The 18215-nt window shown below is 67.3% G+C and carries 14 protein-coding genes and 3 pseudogenes; 9 read left to right on the plus strand and 8 right to left on the minus strand.

The window, feature by feature from the left end:
* Positions 1-3: 3 nt before the first annotated feature.
* Together GDI_RS05295 and GDI_RS05300 are read left to right on the plus strand one after the other, a co-directional pair.
* Positions 4-873 carry an SDR family oxidoreductase gene (locus tag GDI_RS05295; protein ID WP_012224174.1) on the plus strand — a complete coding sequence of 290 codons (870 nt, stop codon included), beginning with the start codon at positions 4-6 and terminating at the stop codon, positions 871-873.
* A gap of 100 nt (positions 874-973) precedes the next feature.
* Positions 974-1177, plus strand: a pseudogene (locus tag GDI_RS05300) (IS3 family transposase); the annotation flags it as partial.
* Between the two features lie 179 nt (positions 1178-1356).
* Here the strand turns inward: GDI_RS05300 and GDI_RS20600 are convergent.
* The 3 genes from GDI_RS20600 to GDI_RS20610 all read right to left on the minus strand — a co-directional run bounded on the left by GDI_RS20600 (position 1357) and on the right by GDI_RS20610 (position 2416).
* Entirely contained in the window at positions 1357-1743 is a 387-nt protein-coding gene (locus GDI_RS20600; protein ID WP_408735207.1) for a hypothetical protein, read from the minus strand.
* Positions 1703-2134: a hypothetical protein gene (locus GDI_RS20605; RefSeq protein WP_408735208.1), complete on the minus strand. Its 432-nt coding sequence runs from the start codon at positions 2132-2134 to the stop codon at positions 1703-1705. The genes GDI_RS20600 and GDI_RS20605 overlap by 41 nt, the downstream gene beginning before the upstream one ends.
* 69 nt (positions 2135-2203) lie before the next feature.
* A complete protein-coding gene (locus GDI_RS20610; protein WP_408735209.1) occupies positions 2204-2416 on the minus strand; it encodes a hypothetical protein in 213 nt (70 codons plus the stop codon).
* A gap of 413 nt (positions 2417-2829) precedes the next feature.
* Between GDI_RS20610 and GDI_RS18965 the strand changes: the two are divergent.
* The 3 genes and pseudogenes from GDI_RS18965 to GDI_RS05315 all read left to right on the plus strand — a co-directional run.
* Positions 2830-3393 (plus strand): annotated as a pseudogene (locus tag GDI_RS18965) (IS630 family transposase); the annotation flags it as partial.
* A gap of 79 nt (positions 3394-3472) precedes the next feature.
* Positions 3473-4612 (plus strand): IS110-like element ISGdi7 family transposase, encoded by a 1140-nt coding sequence (locus GDI_RS05310; protein WP_012224178.1) that lies wholly within the window; start codon positions 3473-3475, stop codon positions 4610-4612.
* Between the two features lie 296 nt (positions 4613-4908).
* Positions 4909-5418, plus strand: a pseudogene (locus GDI_RS05315) (IS630-like element ISGdi5 family transposase); the annotation flags it as partial.
* Between the two features lie 109 nt (positions 5419-5527).
* Here GDI_RS05315 and GDI_RS05320 read toward each other — a convergent pair.
* The 3 genes from GDI_RS05320 to GDI_RS05330 are packed head-to-tail and all read right to left on the minus strand — an operon-like array spanning position 5528 to position 11131.
* The gene (locus GDI_RS05320; RefSeq protein ID WP_012224182.1) at positions 5528-8854 is read right to left on the minus strand and encodes an efflux RND transporter permease subunit; all 3327 of its coding nucleotides are present in this window, start codon (positions 8852-8854) and stop codon (positions 5528-5530) included.
* Positions 8855-8882: 28 nt separating this feature from the next.
* Positions 8883-10232 (minus strand): purine-cytosine permease family protein, encoded by a 1350-nt coding sequence (locus GDI_RS05325; RefSeq protein WP_041249312.1) that lies wholly within the window; start codon positions 10230-10232, stop codon positions 8883-8885.
* A gap of 59 nt (positions 10233-10291) precedes the next feature.
* On the minus strand, positions 10292-11131 hold the full coding sequence (locus GDI_RS05330) for an SDR family NAD(P)-dependent oxidoreductase (protein WP_012224194.1): 840 nt from the start codon (positions 11129-11131) through the stop codon (positions 10292-10294).
* 87 nt (positions 11132-11218) lie between these two features.
* On the opposite strand from GDI_RS05330, the gene gmk reads away from it, so the two are divergent.
* The 4 genes from gmk to GDI_RS05350 all read left to right on the plus strand — a co-directional run bounded on the left by gmk (position 11219) and on the right by GDI_RS05350 (position 16166).
* Entirely contained in the window at positions 11219-11911 is a 693-nt protein-coding gene (gene gmk, locus GDI_RS05335; protein ID WP_012224195.1) for a guanylate kinase, read from the plus strand.
* A 6-nt stretch (positions 11912-11917) separates the two neighbouring features.
* On the plus strand, positions 11918-13372 hold the full coding sequence (rfaE1, locus tag GDI_RS05340; RefSeq protein ID WP_012224197.1) for a D-glycero-beta-D-manno-heptose-7-phosphate kinase: 1455 nt from the start codon (positions 11918-11920) through the stop codon (positions 13370-13372).
* Complete coding sequence (locus tag GDI_RS05345) at positions 13369-14574, plus strand: AGE family epimerase/isomerase (RefSeq protein ID WP_012224199.1); 1206 nt, start codon at positions 13369-13371, stop codon at positions 14572-14574. Before rfaE1 ends, GDI_RS05345 begins: the two co-directional genes overlap by 4 nt.
* 77 nt (positions 14575-14651) lie before the next feature.
* Positions 14652-16166, plus strand: coding sequence for a replicative DNA helicase (locus GDI_RS05350; RefSeq protein WP_012224201.1), 1515 nt, complete (start codon positions 14652-14654; stop codon positions 16164-16166).
* Between the two features lie 17 nt (positions 16167-16183).
* On the opposite strand, the gene GDI_RS05355 is transcribed toward GDI_RS05350, so the two are convergent.
* Together GDI_RS05355 and radA are read right to left on the minus strand one after the other, a co-directional pair.
* A complete protein-coding gene (locus tag GDI_RS05355) occupies positions 16184-16804 on the minus strand; it encodes an IMPACT family protein (RefSeq protein WP_012224204.1) in 621 nt (206 codons plus the stop codon).
* A complete protein-coding gene (gene radA, locus GDI_RS05360) occupies positions 16801-18210 on the minus strand; it encodes a DNA repair protein RadA (RefSeq protein ID WP_012224206.1) in 1410 nt (469 codons plus the stop codon). The genes GDI_RS05355 and radA overlap by 4 nt, the downstream gene beginning before the upstream one ends.
* Positions 18211-18215 lie beyond the last annotated feature (5 nt).

Below are 18215 nucleotides of genomic sequence, written 5' to 3' on the forward strand. Positions count from 1 at the left end.
ACAATGCCCACCGCACCCACGCTCTTCGTCAGCGCTGCCACCGGCCATCTCGGCGGCCTGGTCATCGAAGCACTTCTTGAGACGGTGCCCGCCAGCGCCATCGTGGCGGGCGTACGCGATCCCGCGAAGGACGCGGCGGTCGCAATCCGCAACAAGGGCGTGGAGGTCCGCGTGGCCGACTATGCCCGACCGGAAACACTGGCCAGTGCGCTCGCGGGCATCGACCGGCTGCTCCTGATTTCCGGCAGCGAAATCGGCCAGCGCACGGCGCAGCATCGCAACGTCATCGCCGCGGCGAAGGACGCGGGCGTTGGCCTGATCGCCTATACCAGCATCCTTCGTGCGGATACGTCCCCGTTACTCCTCGCCTCCGAGCATCGCGAAACGGAAGCCGCACTGAAAGAGTCCGGTGTGCCGTTCGTGCTGCTGCGGAATGGCTGGTACACCGAGGTCTATACGTGGCGGATCGCACCTGCCCTGCAGCATGGCGTGTTCCTTGGCGCCTCCGGGGAGGGACGTATCTCGTCCGCGGCCCGTGCCGACTATGCCAGGGCCGCAGCGGTCGTGTTGGCCGGCGGCGATCATACTGGCCGCACCTACGAATTGGCCGGTGATACATCCTACACGCTGGCCGAGTTCGTTGCGGCGGTAGCCGATGCCTCGGGGAAGCCGCTCCCCTATCGGAACATGGACCCGGACGCGTATCGAACGGCGCTGCTCGGAGCCGGCGTGCCGGAGCTATTCGCCACGGTCCTGTCGGACACCGACGCGGGCGTGGCAAAGGGGGCACTGTTTGAAGACGGCGGCGAACTCGCCCGGCTGACTGGCCGGCCAACCACGCCCTTCGGCGTCACCGTAGCAGAGTTCTTTTAGAGCACCTTCAGGTTCCGTGAGGAGAGGCGGTTCGACGCCATTTCCGGGACGGTCGGCGCGATATGAAAGCTCTGCTCCATTTGAAGACGGGAACGGGCGTAACGCTGTGGCGGAGAGCTTCTTCTCATCGCTCAAGCGCGAGCGCATTCGGCGCCAAACCTACAAAACACGTCAGGGAGCCCGGGAGGACGTGTTTGATTACGTCGAAATGTTCTACAATCTGGTGCGTAAGCACGTCAGGAACGGGACGCTGTCACCTGCGGAGTTCGAACGGCAGCAGATATTGAATGCTCAAGGCGTCTAGAAAACTAGGGGCTATTCAATCAGCCCAGATGGATCGAAGGCGTCGGAGAGGCATGTGGTCTCAGTCATGACACATTGCTTCATATATTAATCACGATATGGGATCATGTATGAGGCGGATTGCCTATAATAAGGATTCCAATTGGATACGCCCGTGCGCTTTGTGGTATAGCGACTCTGTCACGCGGCGAGACGGGGTATCCCGCGGTCCACCAATCGCAAGTATCGTTGGTTGTCTTCCCCCGCAACCAACGACGCTTGCGAATGACCATTCGCCACATTTCGCCGGGATCGTAGTGTGCGGTTCCCCGCAATCAACGATACTTGCGATACGAACGCATCAAGAACGCCACTGTCCGGATGGACCGTGGCGTTTTTCTTATGCGCCGCGAACTGCAGGATCGCCGCCAGGTCGCCGCGCAGGATGATCGCCAGTTCGCCGTCGGTCGGCTGGAGCGTGATCTGAGAGACGAGCGTGCGCAGGCGCTCGGCCGCCTCGCTCTTTGTCTCTTCGGCCTGAGGGCTCTCATAAAGAGACGCGATCCGTTGCTGATAAATCTCCGCCATGTTCGGATGTAGCAGGGGGAGGCGGCTCCTCCGCGTTGGCCAGACGTTCTGTGAGTTCGATCTTGCGAGCTTCGAGCGCGCCGATCTTATCCTTGAGCTTCGCACCTGGAACGCCGTCGAGGATGGCCTGGATTGCCTTGTCCAGTTCGCGATCAATGCGAGGCAACTCATTCCGCATTGCTGCGAGATCGGCCCCAAGTTCCATGCGCAGTCGGTTCACCTCGCGGGTGAACTCATTGCAAAACTCCTTGAACAGGTCCGGTTCCATCAGGTGCGTCCGCAGCCCGCTCAGCACTGATGCTTCGAGGGCATCGCGACGAATGTTCAGACGGTTGTCACAGGTGCCCTTGTTGCGGGCCGTCGAGCAGCCGAGCAGATATTTTGAGATCATGCTGTAACCACCGCCACAGCAAGCGCAGCGGATCAGCCCGGCAAAGAGGTGGCGAGGACGCCGCCGTCTTCAAACAGTGCCCCCTTTGCCACGCCCGCGTCGGAAGGTCGTCTCGGCCTGTCGGGCCTTTACGGTATCCCATAGATCCTGCTCGTCGATCCGCAGCTCCGGCACCTCCTGGATGACCCATTCGGATTCAGGATTGAGACGGGAGACGCGCTTGCCGCTATCGGGATCTTTCAGATAGCGCAGCCGGTTCCAGACCAGACGCCCGACATACATTTCATTATTCAGGATGCCGGTACCACGTTCCCGATTGCCGTGAATGGTGGACGGTCCCCATTCACGTCACTGCACGACCCGGAACACCGTCGCGGTTCAGTTCCATGCTGATGGTGCGCGACGACATCGCCCCGCGTGTAATCGGTGAAGATCCGTACTGACCGTGCGGCGTCGTCGTCGTTATTGAACCGTCGCACGGACAAGGCTAGTTATCATTACGCCGGACGGCGAGTATATGCCTACAATGTGAAGTTTGTCAGCCAGTTCGAGCGGGCCGAAAACCAGCCGAATGGTAGTTAGCCATGTGCGCTGCTTCATTCAGAAGTTATACCAAAGGCCGTAGCCACTGACTCGTGTGTGAAGTGACGAACGGCGCCGGCTCTGATTCTCTTGATTTTGGGAGGATCTGGCAGATGACGAGAGCGGTGAAGCTACGGGATGACTATTCGGCCTCTGATCTGAGGCGACTTGCGGCGCGCAGCCGGCAGGCGAACGCTGCGCGCCGGCTTCTGGCCCTGGCGGCGATCCGTGACGGGGCCAGCCGCACCGATGCGGCCCGCGTAGGCGGCATGGTACCGCCAGACGCTGCGGGACTGGGTTCACCGCTTCAATGCTGAAGGGCCGGATGGCCTGCGCGATCATCTGCACGCAGGGCCGGCCTGCCGCCTGAGCGGGGCACAGCAGGCCGAATTGAAGGCCCTGGTCGAGGCGGGGCCGGATCGGCAGCGTGATGGCGTGGTGCGCTGGCGCCGGGTCGATCTGCAACGCGTGATCGAAGAGCGCTTCGGCGTCGTCTATCATGAGCGTCATGTGTCCACTCTACTGAAACGGCTTGGTTTTTCCTATGTCAGCGCCCGGCCACGTCACCCGGGTCAGGACGCTGGCGTCATGGAGGCATTCAAAAAAACTTCCCCCGCATCCTGAATGCCCATACCGGCCATCTGCCCAAGGGCAAGCCGATCGAGATCTGGTTCCAGATGCTATGAGGGCAGACACCGCCGGCAAGAAAGGCTCAATCTCAAGCGTGTCAGCACCAATGACGAGGGAGTTCCTGCCATGTCATCCGAGAACGCCATTCACATTGCCATCGAACTCAGCGTTTCCTCCTGGCTTGTCGCGGTAAAGACTATCTCGGGAGCCACGAAATCCCGATTGCATCGCCTCGAAGGTGGAGACGCCTCAGGGCTGCTGAAATTGATCGCGGAGCTTCAAACGCGCGCGTCGACCCAGCCGGGTGATGTCGCGGAGGTGTCATGCTGTTTCGAGGCCGGCCGCGATGGCTTCTGGCTGTATCGTTTGCTGACAGCGCACGGCATCGCCGCGTATGTGCTTGAGCCCACGAGCATTCTGGTCAATCGTCGCGCACGTCGGGCCAAGACGGACCGTCTCGACGCGGAAGGCATGCTGCGTGTTCTTGCGGCATGGCTCAATGGTGATCGCCAGATATGCAGCATGGTGCGTGTGCCGACGCCCGACGAGGAGGATGCCAAACGTACACACCGCGAACGCGAACACCTTGTTCAGGAAAGGCTGCGTATCGAAAACAGAATAGAGGCGCTGCTGTTTACCCAGGGCATCCGGGGTAGACCGTCGTTACGGTCCTGGGAACGCGACGTCGCCGCGTTGCGCACGGGCGTATTGCGGGAACTGCCGCCGTTCCTTCGTGCTGAACTCGACCGCCTGCGTCGTCGGCTTCTCCTGGCGTTGGAACTGATCCGAGAACTGGAAACTGAACGGGCCAAGACACTGGACGCCGCAGCGATGGATGACCGTGTGACTCAAAAGATCGTCTCGCTGAAACAGATCCGCGGCATCGGCGAGAATTTCGCTGCCGTTCTCGTTCGGGAGGTGTTCTATCGCCGCTTCGACAACCGTCGCCAACTGGCCAGTTACGTCGGCATTACGCCTATGCCTTATCAAAGTGGCAGCATGGATCGTGATCGAAGCATCAGCCGGGCCGGAAACCCGCGAGCGCGGACGGCGATGATCCAACTCGCCTGGCTTTGGCTACGCTATCAGCCCGCAAGCGGGCTCGCCTCATGGTTTCGTGAGCGCGTCGGCACCTTGAAAGGGCGGACACGCCGCATTGCGATCGTGGCCATGGCGAGAAAGCTTCTGATTGCGCTTTGGCGCTATGTGGAGACAGGATCGATACCGGACGGTCTCGCATTCGGCACCGGAACGACCGCAGAATAGATAGACAGAAGTGCCGCGGGCCGATCAGTCGTCGGCGGCGATACGGGGAACGCGACCGTCTTCTTCTTTGGTAGCGCCACGCTACCGCGTTTCAGGTGGGTCGCGCGTCGTCGGGGCAGAGCCTCGTGCAAGAGGCATTATGGTGCGGGTCGCTCGCGCGATCCGACCGCATGTAAGGTGATGCAGCCGCTGCTGCGATACGGAAGGGCCCCGAGCCCATAAAAGCACCTGACTTAAGACCATAGGGACAGGAGACACGCCATCGCGAAAATACGTTGACACCTGAACCCTCATGTAAGGACGAGGCCCGGATCGGCCAGAAGAACGGCATCGTCCGACAATGGGCCCGGCGTGGCACGCGGCCACGCCAGCCGGCTGATCAGCGCTACGAGAATGCCTGGCTGTTCGGCGCGATCTGTCCGGCGCGTGGCAAAGCCGCCGGCCTGGCGCTCCCGTTCATCGGCACCGCCAGCATGCAACTGCACATCGAGGAAATCTCGCGCTGCGTCGTCCGCGGTGCCCACGCCGTCGTGCTGCTCGATCGCGCAGGATGGCATACCACCGACAAGCTGAAGCTGCCCCGCAATATCAGCCTGATCTTCCTGCCGTCCCGCGCGCCCGAACTGAACCCGGTCGAAAATGTCTGGCAGTTCCTGCGCGCCAACTGGCTGTCCAACACCGTCTTCGACGGCATCGATCATATCATCGACGCCGCCTGTTCCGCCTGGAACAAGCTTGCCGCCCTGCCTGACACCATCCGATCCATCGGGCTCAGAAAGTGGGCTCACACAGGTCTGTGTCTATAACCGTTGGTATTATGCGCGAGCGTCATACAAAGTCTCTTAACGAATCAAAGTCTTTTTGCTTCTTTTTCTTCAGAAAAAGAAGTCCTTCGCCACAGACGCACCGAACGCCCTACGCCGTCGGCCGATCCAGCGACGTAGCGCGGCCAATATGCGACCGCCAGCGGGACGAGGCGGTCCGGACCACCCACGAGCGGATGCGTTCCAGCAGCAGGTAAACGACCGGCGTGGTGTAGAGCGTCAGCAACTGGCTCATGGCCAGGCCGCCGACCACGGCGATGCCCAGCGGGCGGCGCAGTTCGATCCCGTAGCCGCCGCTGAGGATCAGCGGCACCGCCCCGAAGGCGGCGGCGAGCGTCGTCATCAGGATCGGGCGGAAGCGTTTGGCGCAGGCTTCGCGGATCGCCTCCTCGGGCGACATGGCGCCGTCGCGTTCGGCGTGCAGCGCGAAGTCCACCATCAGGATCGCGTTCTTCTTCACGATGCCGACCAGCAGGATCACGCCGATCATCGCGATCAGCGAGAATTCCTGCCCGGTCAGCCACAGCGCCAGCACCGCCCCCACCGCCGCCGACGGCAGGGTCGAGAGGATGGTCAGCGGATGCACGTAGCTTTCGTACAGAATGCCCAGCGTGACGTACATCGTCGCCAGGGCGGCGATGAAGACCAGCAGTTCGTTGATCATCGCCGTCTGGAACTGCGCGGCCTCGCCGGTGAAGCCGCCCTGGACCGATTCGGGCACATGCAGGCGCACCATCGTGGCGCGGATTTCCGCCGCGGCTTCGTCCAGCGACCGGTTCTTGGCCAGGTTGAAGGACACCGCGCCCGAGACGAACCCGTCGCGATGGCTGACCGAGATCGACGTCGGGCGCTGTTCGATCCGCGATACCACCGGCAGCGGCACCATCGTCTCGATACTGGACGACACGGCCGAGCCGCTGGACGCGCCGGCGCCCCCGGCCAGCCGGTTGGCCACGGCATTACGGAAGGATTGCTGGCTGAGCGACGAGGCCTGCGAAGTCGCGGCCGGGTCGGACAGCGCCACGCGCACGGTATTGGACACGGTCCCCCCGCCCGCCGACCCGCCGGAGGTCGAAACCCGGAAGGCCTGCATCACGTCGGGCGACTGGCGATAGGGCGGCGCGACCTCCATCACCACGTGATAGGTCGCGATCGGCGTCGAGATGTTCGAGGCGCTGCGCTGGCCGTAGGCGTCGAACAGCGCATTGCTGATCAGTTGCGGCGTGACCAGATAGCGCGCGGCGGTATCGCGGGCGATGTCGACATACGATGCCGCCGCGCGGTTGGTCAGGTTGGTGGTGATGTCGGTCATCACCTTGCTGCCCTGCAGGGCCTGCACCAGCCGGGGCGTCCAGGTATAGATGTCCTCGGCATTGTCGCTGCGCAGGACGTAGCGATAGGCACCCTGCTGCTGGCGGCCGCCGCCGCCGTTCACGTCTGCCGCGCCGAAAACATGCGACAGGCGCACGCCGGTCAGCCCTTCCAGGCGCTTGTGGATACGGGCGATCATCTCGTCCGGGCCGTCGCTGCGATCGTGCTTGTCGGTCATCTGGGCGAAGGCCTGTCCCTCGACCCGCGTGTCGCCGGAAAACGCCGCGACGGATTCGGTGTCGGGATCGGCCATCATGGCGGCGCTGACGGCGCGGATCTTGCCGTCCATCTTCTGGAACGATCCGGTTTCGTCCCCCCGGAAATAGCCGACGATCAGCGCCACGTCCTGCTTGGGGATGATGTTCTTGGGCATCAGCACGATGATGCCCGCCGTCGCCACCAGGCTGAGCGGCAGGGTGGACAGCACCCACCAGCGATGGCGCAGCGCCCAGTCCAGCGAACGGACATAGGTGTGCAGGATGGCCTCGAACGTCGCCTCGATCCCGTCCGACAGGCGGCGCAGGGCCCGGCGGGTGCGCGATGCCCCGGCCGGCAGGGGCGCGCCATGGGCCACGTCCAGCAGCAGGCTGCACATCATCGGCGTCAGGCTGATCGACAGGAACAGCGAAATCCCGACCGTCACCGCCAGCGTCATGGCGAATTCGTAGAAGATCTTGCCCGGCGTGCCCGGCATCAGCAGCAGCGGCAGGAACACCGCGACCAGCGCGATGGTGATCGACAGCACGGTAAACGCGATTTCGCCCGCGCCCAGCATCGAGGCCGCGCGCCGGTCCATCCCGGCTTCCATGTGGCGGGCAATGTTTTCCACCACCACGATCGCGTCATCGACCACGAAGCCGGTGGCGATGGTCAGCGCCATCAGCGACAGCGTGTCCAGAGAGAAGCCCAGCAGGTACATCGCCGCCAGCGTGCCGGCCAGCGAGATCGGCACCGTCACCGCCGGGATCAGGGTCGAGCGCGGGGCGCGCAGGAACACCAGCACCACCCCCACCACCAGCAGCACCGAGATCAGCAGGGTCAGCTGCGTGTCGGCCAGCGAGGCGCGGATGGTGATCGACCGGTCCATGGCGGGCGTCAGCGTCATCCCGCGCGGCAGGGCGCCGATGATGGCCGGGGTGCGGGCCTTGATTTCGTCCATCACGCGGATGACGTTGGCGCCGGGCTGCGGCCGGACGATGGCCATGACGGCGCGATGCCCGTTGAAATAGCCGGTCTGGCGTTCGTCCTCGACCCCGTCCACCACGCTTGCGACATCCGTCAGCCGCACCGGGCGGCTGCCGCGATAGCCCACCACCAGGTCGCGATAATCCGCCGCGTGCCGCGCCTGGTCGTTGGTCGAGATACTGTAGCGCTGCGGCCCGACATCGACGAAGCCCTTGGGCGTGTTGGCGTTGGCCGAGGCAAGGGCCGAACGGATGTCCTCGAACCCGATGCCGTATTTGAACAGCGGATACGGGTTCATCTCGACCCGCACGGCGGGGGCCGAACTGCCGGTGATCTCGATCCAGCCCACGCCCTTGATCTGCGACAGCATGGGCTGCAGGTGTGTCTTCATGACGTCGTACAGGTCGGCCATCGGCCGCGTGTCCGACGTCAGCGCCATGATCATGATCGGATTGTCGGCCGGATTCGCCTTCCAGTATTGCGGCACCATCTGCAACGTCGCCGGCATGTCCTGCGTCGCGGCCCGCAGCGCCGCCTGCACGTCGTTGGCGGCGCCGTCGATATTCCGGCTGTCGTCGAAGGTCAGCAGGATGAAGGCAGTGCTGTCGGTGGAATCGGATTCGATGGCGCTGATGCCGGAAATCTGCCCCAGCCGGCGTTCCAGCGGCGTGGTCACCGACGTTGCCATCTGCTGGGGCGAGGACCCGGGCTGGGTCGCGACCACGTAGATGATCGGCACCGAAATGTTCGGCAGGTCGCCCACCGGCAGCGCGCGATAGGCGAACAGCCCCGCGATCACCAGCGCCAGCGAGATCAGGGTCGTGGCAACCGGCCGCAGGATGAAGGGACGACAGGGATTCATGCGGCGCCCGGCGGATGACCGTCGTGCGTCACGCCCGCACCACCGGCCGGCGGCCCCGCGCCGCGCCATGGCCGTACCACAGGGCGGCGACGAAGAAGCCGACATAATAGCCGATATCGGCCCCGCCCAGCCAGCGGGCGACAGGACCGGTATAGAGCTGGCTGGTCGAGAAGAGCAGGATGGTCACCACCGTGGTCATGATGAAGATGGTCGCCCCGCGCGTCCAGCCCGGGGGCACGGGATGGGCGGTCCGGTCGCCCAGATACCAGTCCGCCAGCACGATGCCAATCCACGGTGCGATCCAGTACATCGTCACCACCAGATAGTCGGTATAAAGCGCGGCGTAGCGCCCCGCCCCAGCCACCGCCAGGCCATAGCCCAGCAGGGCGGTGATGATGGCCGCCAGAACGCGCGGGATGTGAATGCCCGCCGAAATCAGGCTGTAGCTGGCGGTATTGTCGTTGAAGGAATTGCCTGTGACCGAGGACAGCGCGATGGCCGCCAGCACCACCGGCCCCAACGGCCCCGCCGCGTGCTGCAGGCTGGCGATCACGGCGGTGGGTGACGGTTCGGCGATGCTGGCCGCCGTCAGCAGGCCCAGCGTCTGGAACGGCACCGCCGAGCCCAGCAGGCCGGCCAGCGCCAGCCCGACCACCCGTTTCGGGTCGCTGTCGGCGGGCAGATAGCGCGTATAGTCCGACGAATAGGACGCCCAGGACAGGTTGAAGCTGGCCAGGATCGCGATCGCCAGCAGCATGGTCGCAAGCGTGGGGGGATGGGCGGCGCGCGGCAGCGCGCCCCCCAGCGACACGCATTGCACGCCGATCACCAGGAAGGCCAGAAGCAGCACGGCGCCCAGATATTTCTGCAACGCCTGGACCATGTCATGGCCGTAGATGCTGGCCGCCATCTGTACCAGGGCCAGCACGCCCAGCGCCAGCCAGAAGGGCGGGCTGGCCCCTGCCACGATCGACAGGAACGCCATCAGCGCCGTGGCGGCGGGCACGTTGTTCACCGCGTCCCAGCCCACGCAATAGATCCAGTTGAGGAAGGCCGGCGGCCGCACCCCCAGCCGCCCCAGCGCCCGGCGCGAGGCCTCCATCTGCGTCAGCCCCGTGGGCGGGCCGATCGCGGCGGCCAGCGCCACCGGCAGCGCGCCCACCACGTTGCCGACCAGGATCGCCAGCAGCCCGGCCCGGAAATCCAGCCCCAGCGCGACCAGCAGCACGCCCGTCACCCAGCCGCCGGGCCCCAGGTTGGGGGAAAAATGGCTCCAGAACACGCGATCGATCGGCATCGTCTTGCGCGCGGCCGGCACCGGCCGGGACACGGCGGCGGCACCGAACTCCTCCATGACGGGCGGACGCAAAAACGACATCGGCAACGGATGCGGCTCCTCGAGAGCGTATCACCGCGATCGTCGCGTAATCGGACCGGTTATGGCAAGTCGCCCGTGAAGGAAGCCATGCCCCCGGTTTCCGGCATCGACCCGGCCTGGCCCGCCGGCTGGCGGGCGTAATAGGCCTCGGCCCAGCGCAGGGGCAGCCGGTCCATCAGGCGCGACCCGGCCGCCAGCCACCAGGGAAAGGCGATGCGCCGCCGCCCCGCCGCCACCCCGCGCAGGATCGCCGCCGCCGCGTCGCCGGCTTCGACCAGCCCGGGCATGGGAAAGCGGTTGGCCGCCACCATCGGCGTGCGGACGAAGCCGCAGCAGACGCTGGACAGCAGGATGCCGTCGCGGGCCGTGTTGCCGCCGGTCGCGACCATGAACCGGTCCACCGCCGCCTTGGACGCGCAATAGGACGGCGTGCCGGGAAACGAGACATACCCCGCGACCGAGGCAATGGCGCAGATGCGCCCCCGCACGCCCAGCGGGTCGCGCGCCTGCCGGCCCATCGTTGCCAGGGCCGGCAGCACGGTGTTCACCACGCCCCCCACATTGACATCCATGATGCGCCGGACCTGCCCGTCCGGTTCGCGCGGGGCGCCCCCGCCGGCGGGCCGCGCGGTGGAGGCGGTGATGCCCGCGCAGGCGAAGACCAGGTCCAGCGGCCCGGCATCGCCGATCCAGCGCGCCATGCCATCCTGGTCGCGGACATCCTGCCGCCGGGTCTGCGCCCGCGCCCCGCGGTCCGCGCAGGCCCGCGCGACCGCATCCAGCCGCCCGGCATCGCGCCCGCCCAGATGAAGCACCACGCCCGGAGCCGCCAGCGCCAGCGCGATGGCCCGACCGATACCCGACGAAGCACCGGTGATAAGAATCGTATCCTGTTTCATATTCGCCAGAATAGAGACCTCCTGATAAAAGACCGCAAATCCGCGCGGCCGGCGCGGACCGGTTCAGGACCCAAGGACACGCCGCCGATGACGCACAGCCGCGAACGACAGCCGGGCGAACGCCCCCCCGCCCATCACCAGGGTCCGGCGGGCGGCCCGGTCGTGGCGCGGCGCGGGGTGTGCCTGGTGATCTCGGCCCCGTCGGGGGCCGGAAAATCGACCATTGCCAATGCGTTGCGCGCGGCCGAGCCCCGGCTGCTGCATTCGGTTTCCGTCACCACCCGCCAGCCCCGGCCCGGCGAGACCGACGGCGTCCACTATCATTTCCGCAGCATGGAACAGTTCCAGCAGATGGCCGAGGCCGGCGAATTGCTGGAATGGGCGACGGTGTTCGGCCGGGGCTACGGCACGCCGCGCGGCCCGGTCGAATCGGCCCTGGCCGAGGGGCGGGACATGGTGTTCGACATCGACTGGCAGGGCCACCGGCAGATCCGCGCCGCCCTGCCCGACGACGTCATCAGCCTGTTCGTGCTGCCGCCGTCACTGGCGGAACTGGAGCGCCGGCTGTGCAATCGCGCGTCCGACCACCCCGAGGAGATCGAGCGGCGGATGAAGGCGGCGCGCGACGAAATCGCGCACTGGCAGGAATTTGATCACGTCATCATCAATGCCGACCTGGACCGGGCGATCGGCGAGGCCCGGTCGGTCCTGACGGCAGCGCGGCTGCAGACCCGGCGGCAGGCAGGGCTGGCGGCCTTCGTCGCCGGATTCGGCGCGTAGCCGGCCATGGATTTTTCATCGATCACGGTGCTGTGCATCGGGGACATCATGCTGGACCGTTTCGTCTATGGCGAAATGGAGCGCATTTCCCCCGAGGCCCCGGTGCCCGTCCTGCGGCTGGGCCGCACGCGCGAAATGCCCGGCGGCGTGGGCAACGTGGCCAACAACATCCTGTCGCTGGGCGGCCGGGCGATCCTGGTCGGCCTGGTGGGACGGGACACGCCGGGGCAGGCCCTGCGCGGCCTGCTGGGCCAGCGCCCGGGCCTGACCGACGCACTGGTCGAAACCGGCGCGCGGCCGACGATCTGCAAGACGCGCTTCATCGCCGCCAACCAGCAGGTCGTCCGCGCGGACGAGGAAAGCCGCCTGGCGCTGCAACCCGACGAGGCCACGTCCCTGATCGCCGCCATTGACGCCCATATCGGCGCGGCGGACATCGTCGTGCTGTCGGACTATGCCAAGGGAACCTGCGCCGACCCGGTGATCGCCCATGCCATCGCCACGGCGCGGGCGCGGGGGATCGCGGTGTTCGTCGATCCGAAATCGCGCGATTTCGCACGCTATCGCGGGGCGAGCTGCATCACGCCCAACGCCCGTGAACTGGCCCAGGCCACGGGCCTGCCCATCGATACCGACGCCGAGATCGAGCAGGCGGCCCGCGCGGCGATGGCCCGGGCCGACGCCGTCGCCATCCTGGCCACGCGGTCCGAGAAGGGCATGGCGCTGGTCGAGCGCGAGGGCGGGGTCCAGATCGTCCCGGCCCGCGCGCGCGAGGTCTTCGACGTGTCGGGCGCGGGCGACACCGTGATCGCCGCCCTGGCGCTGGCCGCGGGATCGGGCATGACGCTGGCCCAGGCGATGCACGTGGCCAATGCCGCCGCCGGGGTCGTGGTCGGCAAGCTGGGCACCGCGACGGCCGACATCGCCGAGGTCCTGGCCGAACTGAACGCCCAGGACGCCGATGCCATGGGCGGCACGCCGTCCCTGCTGTCGCGCGCGCAGGCGGCCGAGCAGGTCGCGCGCTGGAAGGCGCAGGGCCTGCGGGTCGGCTTCACCAACGGCTGTTTCGACATCATCCATCCCGGCCATGTCGCGCTGCTGGCGGCGGCCCGGAGGGCATGCGACCGGCTGATCGTGGCGCTGAACGACGATGCCAGCGTGGCGCGGCTGAAGGGCCCCGAACGCCCGGTCAACCCGCTGGAAGACCGGGCCCGGGTCATGGCGGCGATCCGCCACGTCGATGCCGTCGTCGCCTTCGGCGAGGACACGCCGCTGGAGTTGATCCGGCTGCTGTTGCCCGACGTGCTGGTCAAGGGCGCGGACTATCGCCCCGACCAGGTCGTGGGCGCGGACGTGGTGCGGCAGGCCGGCGGGCGCGTGGTGCTGGCCGACCTGGAAGACGGCAAATCGACCACCCGCACGATCGGCCGCATCCGTGCCGCCGGGGCGGCCGACCGATGACCGCCGACGGAATGGCCCCCGTCACCCCCCCCGCCGTGGCGGACGACAAAATCCGCCAGGCCCATGCCGCGTTCCGGTCGTGGCTGTTCGAGACCGCCCTGCCGGCATGGGGCGATGCCGGGTGCGACGGCACGGCGGACGACCCCGCCCGCTGGGGCGCGCAGGAACATCTGGCCCTGGACGGCCGGCCCGCCCGCCCGGGCTTCAAGCGCATGCGGGTGCAGGCGCGGCAGTTATATGCCTTCACCCGCGCCGCCCTGTACGGCTGGCCGGGCGGGGCGGAGCGGGCGCGCGGGATCTATCGCTTCATGCTGTCCGGGCTGCGGGCGGACGGCGGATGGGTGTCCCGCCTGACGCCGGAAGGCGCGGTGCTGGACCGCACGGCGGATCTGTACGACCTGGCCTTCATCCTCTTCGCCCTGTCGTGGTACGCGCGGCTGGATCGGTCCGGCGAGCCGGTGCGCCTGGCCCGCCGCACGGTCGCATGGCTGCGCGCCACGATGGCCACCGGTAATGGCGGGTTCCTGAACACCCTGCCGCGCACCGACGGCCCCCGTCAGCAGAACCCGCACATGCACCTGCTGGAAGCCGCGCTGGCGCTGTTCGAGACGACGGGCGACGACGCCGACGCCGCGCTGGCGCACGATCTGGTGGAACTGTTCCGCACCTGCCTGTTCGACGAGCGCGCCGGGACGCTGGGCGAATTCTTCACCGAATCCTGGCAGCCCGTTTCCGGCCTGGACGGCACGCTGGTCGAACCGGGCCATCAGTACGAATGGGTCTGGCTGCTGCATGAATATGGCCGCCTGACCGGCCGGACGCTGCCGGGCCACGCGCGCAGCCTGTTCGCCTTCGGCCGGCGGCACGGCGTGGACCCGGATACGGGGCTGGTCCGCGACGTGCTGACCCGCGACGGCGCCATCGTGCGCGGCGGCGCGCGCCTGTGGGCACAGACCGAGGCCCTGCGCGCGGAAATCGTCACGCACGGCCCGCAGGCGGACAACGGCGCCCAGATCGTGCGGATCGTGGACAACCTGCTGGGCCCCTATTTCACCGGCTGCCCGGCCGGAACATGGAACGACCAGCTGGATGCGGCAGGGCACCCGGTGGGCGACAAGATCCCGGCCAGTTCCTTCTACCATATCGTCGCGGGCTATGCGGAACTGGACCGGCTGGTGAACGAGGCCCGTCCGGGCGCGTGACGCTGCCGGGGAAGTTATCCCCGGCTTCCTCGGTTATCCACAACCGAAGGACCGCCCGGATCTGGTATGAGGGCGACGTGAACCAGATCAATTCCCCCCAAGACGAGTCCCAGTCCCGGGACGGTACCCTGCTGGGCCTGACGCAGCGGCAGCCCCCCGCCAACATCCAGGCGGAACAGGCGCTGCTGGGCGCGCTGCTGACCAACAACCGGGCGTACGACCGGGTATCGGACTTCCTGACCGGCGAGCATTTCGCCGATACCGTGAACGGGCGGATCTACGATTCCATCGCCCGCCGGATCGAGGCCGGGCAACTGGCCGACCCGGTGACCCTGCGCGGGGAATTCGAACATTCCGGCGTGCTGGACGGCGTGGGCGGCACGGCGTACCTGGCCCGCCTGCTGACGGCGATGGTCGGCATCATCAATGCCGGCGATTACGGCCGCGCCATCCATGACGCCTGGGTCCGCCGCCAGTTGATCGATATCGGCGAGACGGTAGTCAACAACGCCTTCGGCGCCCGGCCGGACCTGGACGGCGTGGACCAGATCGCCGCCAGCGAGGAAGCGCTGTTCCGCCTGGCCACCGACAAGGGGCAGGAGGGCGGCTTCACCAGCTTCGACCGCGCGCTGGCCGACGCGCTGGACGTGGCCGAGAAGGCATTCCACCGCACCGGCGATGTCGTGGGCCTGACCACCGGCCTGCGCGACCTGGACAAGAAGACGGGCGGCCTGCATCCGTCGGACCTGCTGATCCTGGCCGGCCGGCCGGCGATGGGCAAGACGGCGCTGGCGACCAAGATCGCCTTCAGCGCCGCGCGGGCCCTGCTGCGCGAGGCGCAGGAGGCCGCGCCGGGCACGCAGACCAAGGGATCGGTCGCGATCTTCTCGCTGGAAATGTCGGCCGAGCAGCTGGCCACCCGTATCCTGTCCGAACAGGCCAGCGTGTCGGGCGAGCGCATCCGGCGCGGCGAGATCGGGCAGAAGGAATTCGACCGCTTCGTCCACGTCACCCGCGAACTGGCGCAATTGCCGCTGCATATCGACGACACGCCGGCCATTTCGCTGTCGGCGATGCGCACCCGCTGCCGCCGCCTGGCCCGTACCAAGGGGCTGAGCCTGGTGGTGGTGGATTACCTGCAGCTGATGCGCCCATCGGTGGGCACGCGACCGGAAAGCCGCGTTCTGGAAATCTCGATGATCACTCAGGGGCTGAAGGCCATCGCCAAGGAACTGAGCGTGCCGGTGATCGCGCTGTCACAGCTCTCCCGCCAGGTCGAAAGCCGCGAGGACAAGCGCCCGATGCTGTCGGACCTGCGCGAATCCGGGTCGATCGAACAGGACGCCGACGCCGTCATGTTCGTCTATCGCGACCAGTATTACCTGCAGCAGCGCCAGCCCAAGGAAACGGCGTACGACTCGACGGACAAATACCAGACCGCGCTGGAGGACTGGCAGCGCAAGATGGACCTGGCCCATAACCGCGCCGAACTGATCCTGGAAAAACAGCGCCACGGGCCCACCGGCACCGTGCATCTGTTCTTCGAGGGCGAGTTCACCCGGTTCGGGGACCTGGACCTGGTCCATGAGTAACGGGGCACGTTCCTGGTCTAGTCCAGCACCCTGGGCACCGACTGCCCCCGCGTCAGATCGCCGATCCGCGCCACCGCCTCGTCCATCCGCGCCTCGGGCACCGCGACCACCAGATCCGCCCCCGTCGCGTCGAACGCTTCCTCTTCCACCACCGCGTCCAGCGCCCCCAGCCGGGCGCGCAGCAGGGCCAGGTCGGCGAAGCCGCAATGGAATGCCAGCCGGACCAGGGTCACGATCGGGGTCCGGGGCGCCAGGCGCAGGCATTCCGCCGCCGTGCCGCCATAGGCGCGGACCAGCCCCCCCGCCCCCAGCTTGATGCCGCCGAACCAGCGCGTCACCACCACCACGGTCCGGTCGAACCCCTGCCCGTCGATCACCTGCAGGATCGGCCGGCCCGCCGTGCCCCCGGGTTCGCCGGCATCGTCGCTGCGGTAATCCTGCCCGATGCGATAGGCCCAGCAGTTATGCGTGGCATCCGCGACGGACACCGCACGGACGAAATCCAGCGCCTCGGCCGGCGTCGCGACGGGCGCCGCCTGGGCCAGGAACACGCTCTTGCGGACCTCCTTCTCCAGCCGGGCGGGGGCTTCCAGCATCACGCGGCCCCCCGCCTGGCTGTCGGCCCGGCTGCCGCTCATGACCCGTCGTCGGCCGCGTCCCCGCCGCCGAACAGGGCCACCAGATCCCCCAGATGGCCGATTTCATTCAGGTGCAGCCCATCCGGCGCGACCAGGCGGGTATGGCCGCGCGCGATGCGCCGGGGCAGGAAGGCGGCGTCGAAGCCCAGCTTCTGCGCCTCCTTCAGCCGGGCATCGACCTGGGCGACCTGCCGGACCTCGCCGGACAGCCCGACCTCGCCGAAATAGACGGCGCCGGCATGGGTGGGCCGGCCGGTGGCGGCCGAGACCAGCGCCGCCGCCACCGCCAGGTCGGCCCCCGGTTCCAGCACCCGCAGCCCGCCCGCGATGTTCAGATGCACGTCCATGCCATGCAGCTTCATGCCGCACCGGGCCTCCAGCACCGCCAGCAGCATGTTCAGGCGCGAGGAATCCCAGCCCACCACCGCGCGGCGCGGCGCGGAATCGCCGGATTTGGGCGACAGCAGGGCCTGGACTTCCAGCAGCACCGGCCGCGTGCCCTCGATCCCCGCGAAGACCGCCGATCCCGCGATATGCCCGCGCCGTTCGGCCAGGAACAGGGCGGAGGGATTCGGCACCTCGACCAGCCCCTGGTCGGTCATGGCGAAGACGCCGATTTCATCCGTGGCGCCGAACCGGTTCTTGGCGGCACGCAGGATGCGGAACTGGTGGCCGCGATCGCCTTCGAAATACATCACGGCATCGACCATGTGTTCCAGCACGCGGGGACCAGCCAGCGCGCCCTCCTTGGTCACATGGCCGACCAGGATCAGGCTGAAGCCGCGCTGCTTGGCCAGGCGGATCAGTTCGAACGCCGTGGCGCGCACCTGGCTGACCGTGCCGGGGGCGCTTTCCACCGTTTCCAGCCACATGGTCTGGATCGAATCGATGATGACCAGCGCCACGTCGCGCTCGGCCTCCAGCGTGCCGGCGATGTCGGTCACGTTGATCGCCGCCGCCACATGCAGCCCCGGCGCGTCCAGCCCCAGCCGGCGCGCCCGCAGGCGGATCTGGTCCACCGCTTCCTCGCCCGAGATATACATCACCCGCCGGCCGCCATTGGCCAGGGCGCACGCCGCCTGCAGCAGCAGCGTCGATTTGCCGATGCCCGGATCGCCCCCCACCAGCACCACCGACGCCGGCACCAGCCCGCCGCCCAGCACGCGGTCCAGTTCGGCAATGCGGGTGCCGACACGCGGCGGCGGCTCGGCCACGCCGTCCAGGCTGACGAAGTCGATCGCGGCCCCCCGGGCGCGCCGGGGCGCCGTCCCGCCGGTCGCCGAGGGCGCCGCCGCTTCCTCGACGATGCTGTTCCACGCCCCGCAGGCCTCGCACCGTCCGGCCCATTTGGGAAAGACCGCGCCGCAGGACTGGCAGACGTAATGATGCGAGGGACGGCGGGCCACGTAGG

The organism is Gluconacetobacter diazotrophicus PA1 5, from assembly GCF_000067045.1.
Taxonomy (GTDB): Bacteria; Pseudomonadota; Alphaproteobacteria; order Acetobacterales; family Acetobacteraceae; genus Gluconacetobacter; species Gluconacetobacter diazotrophicus.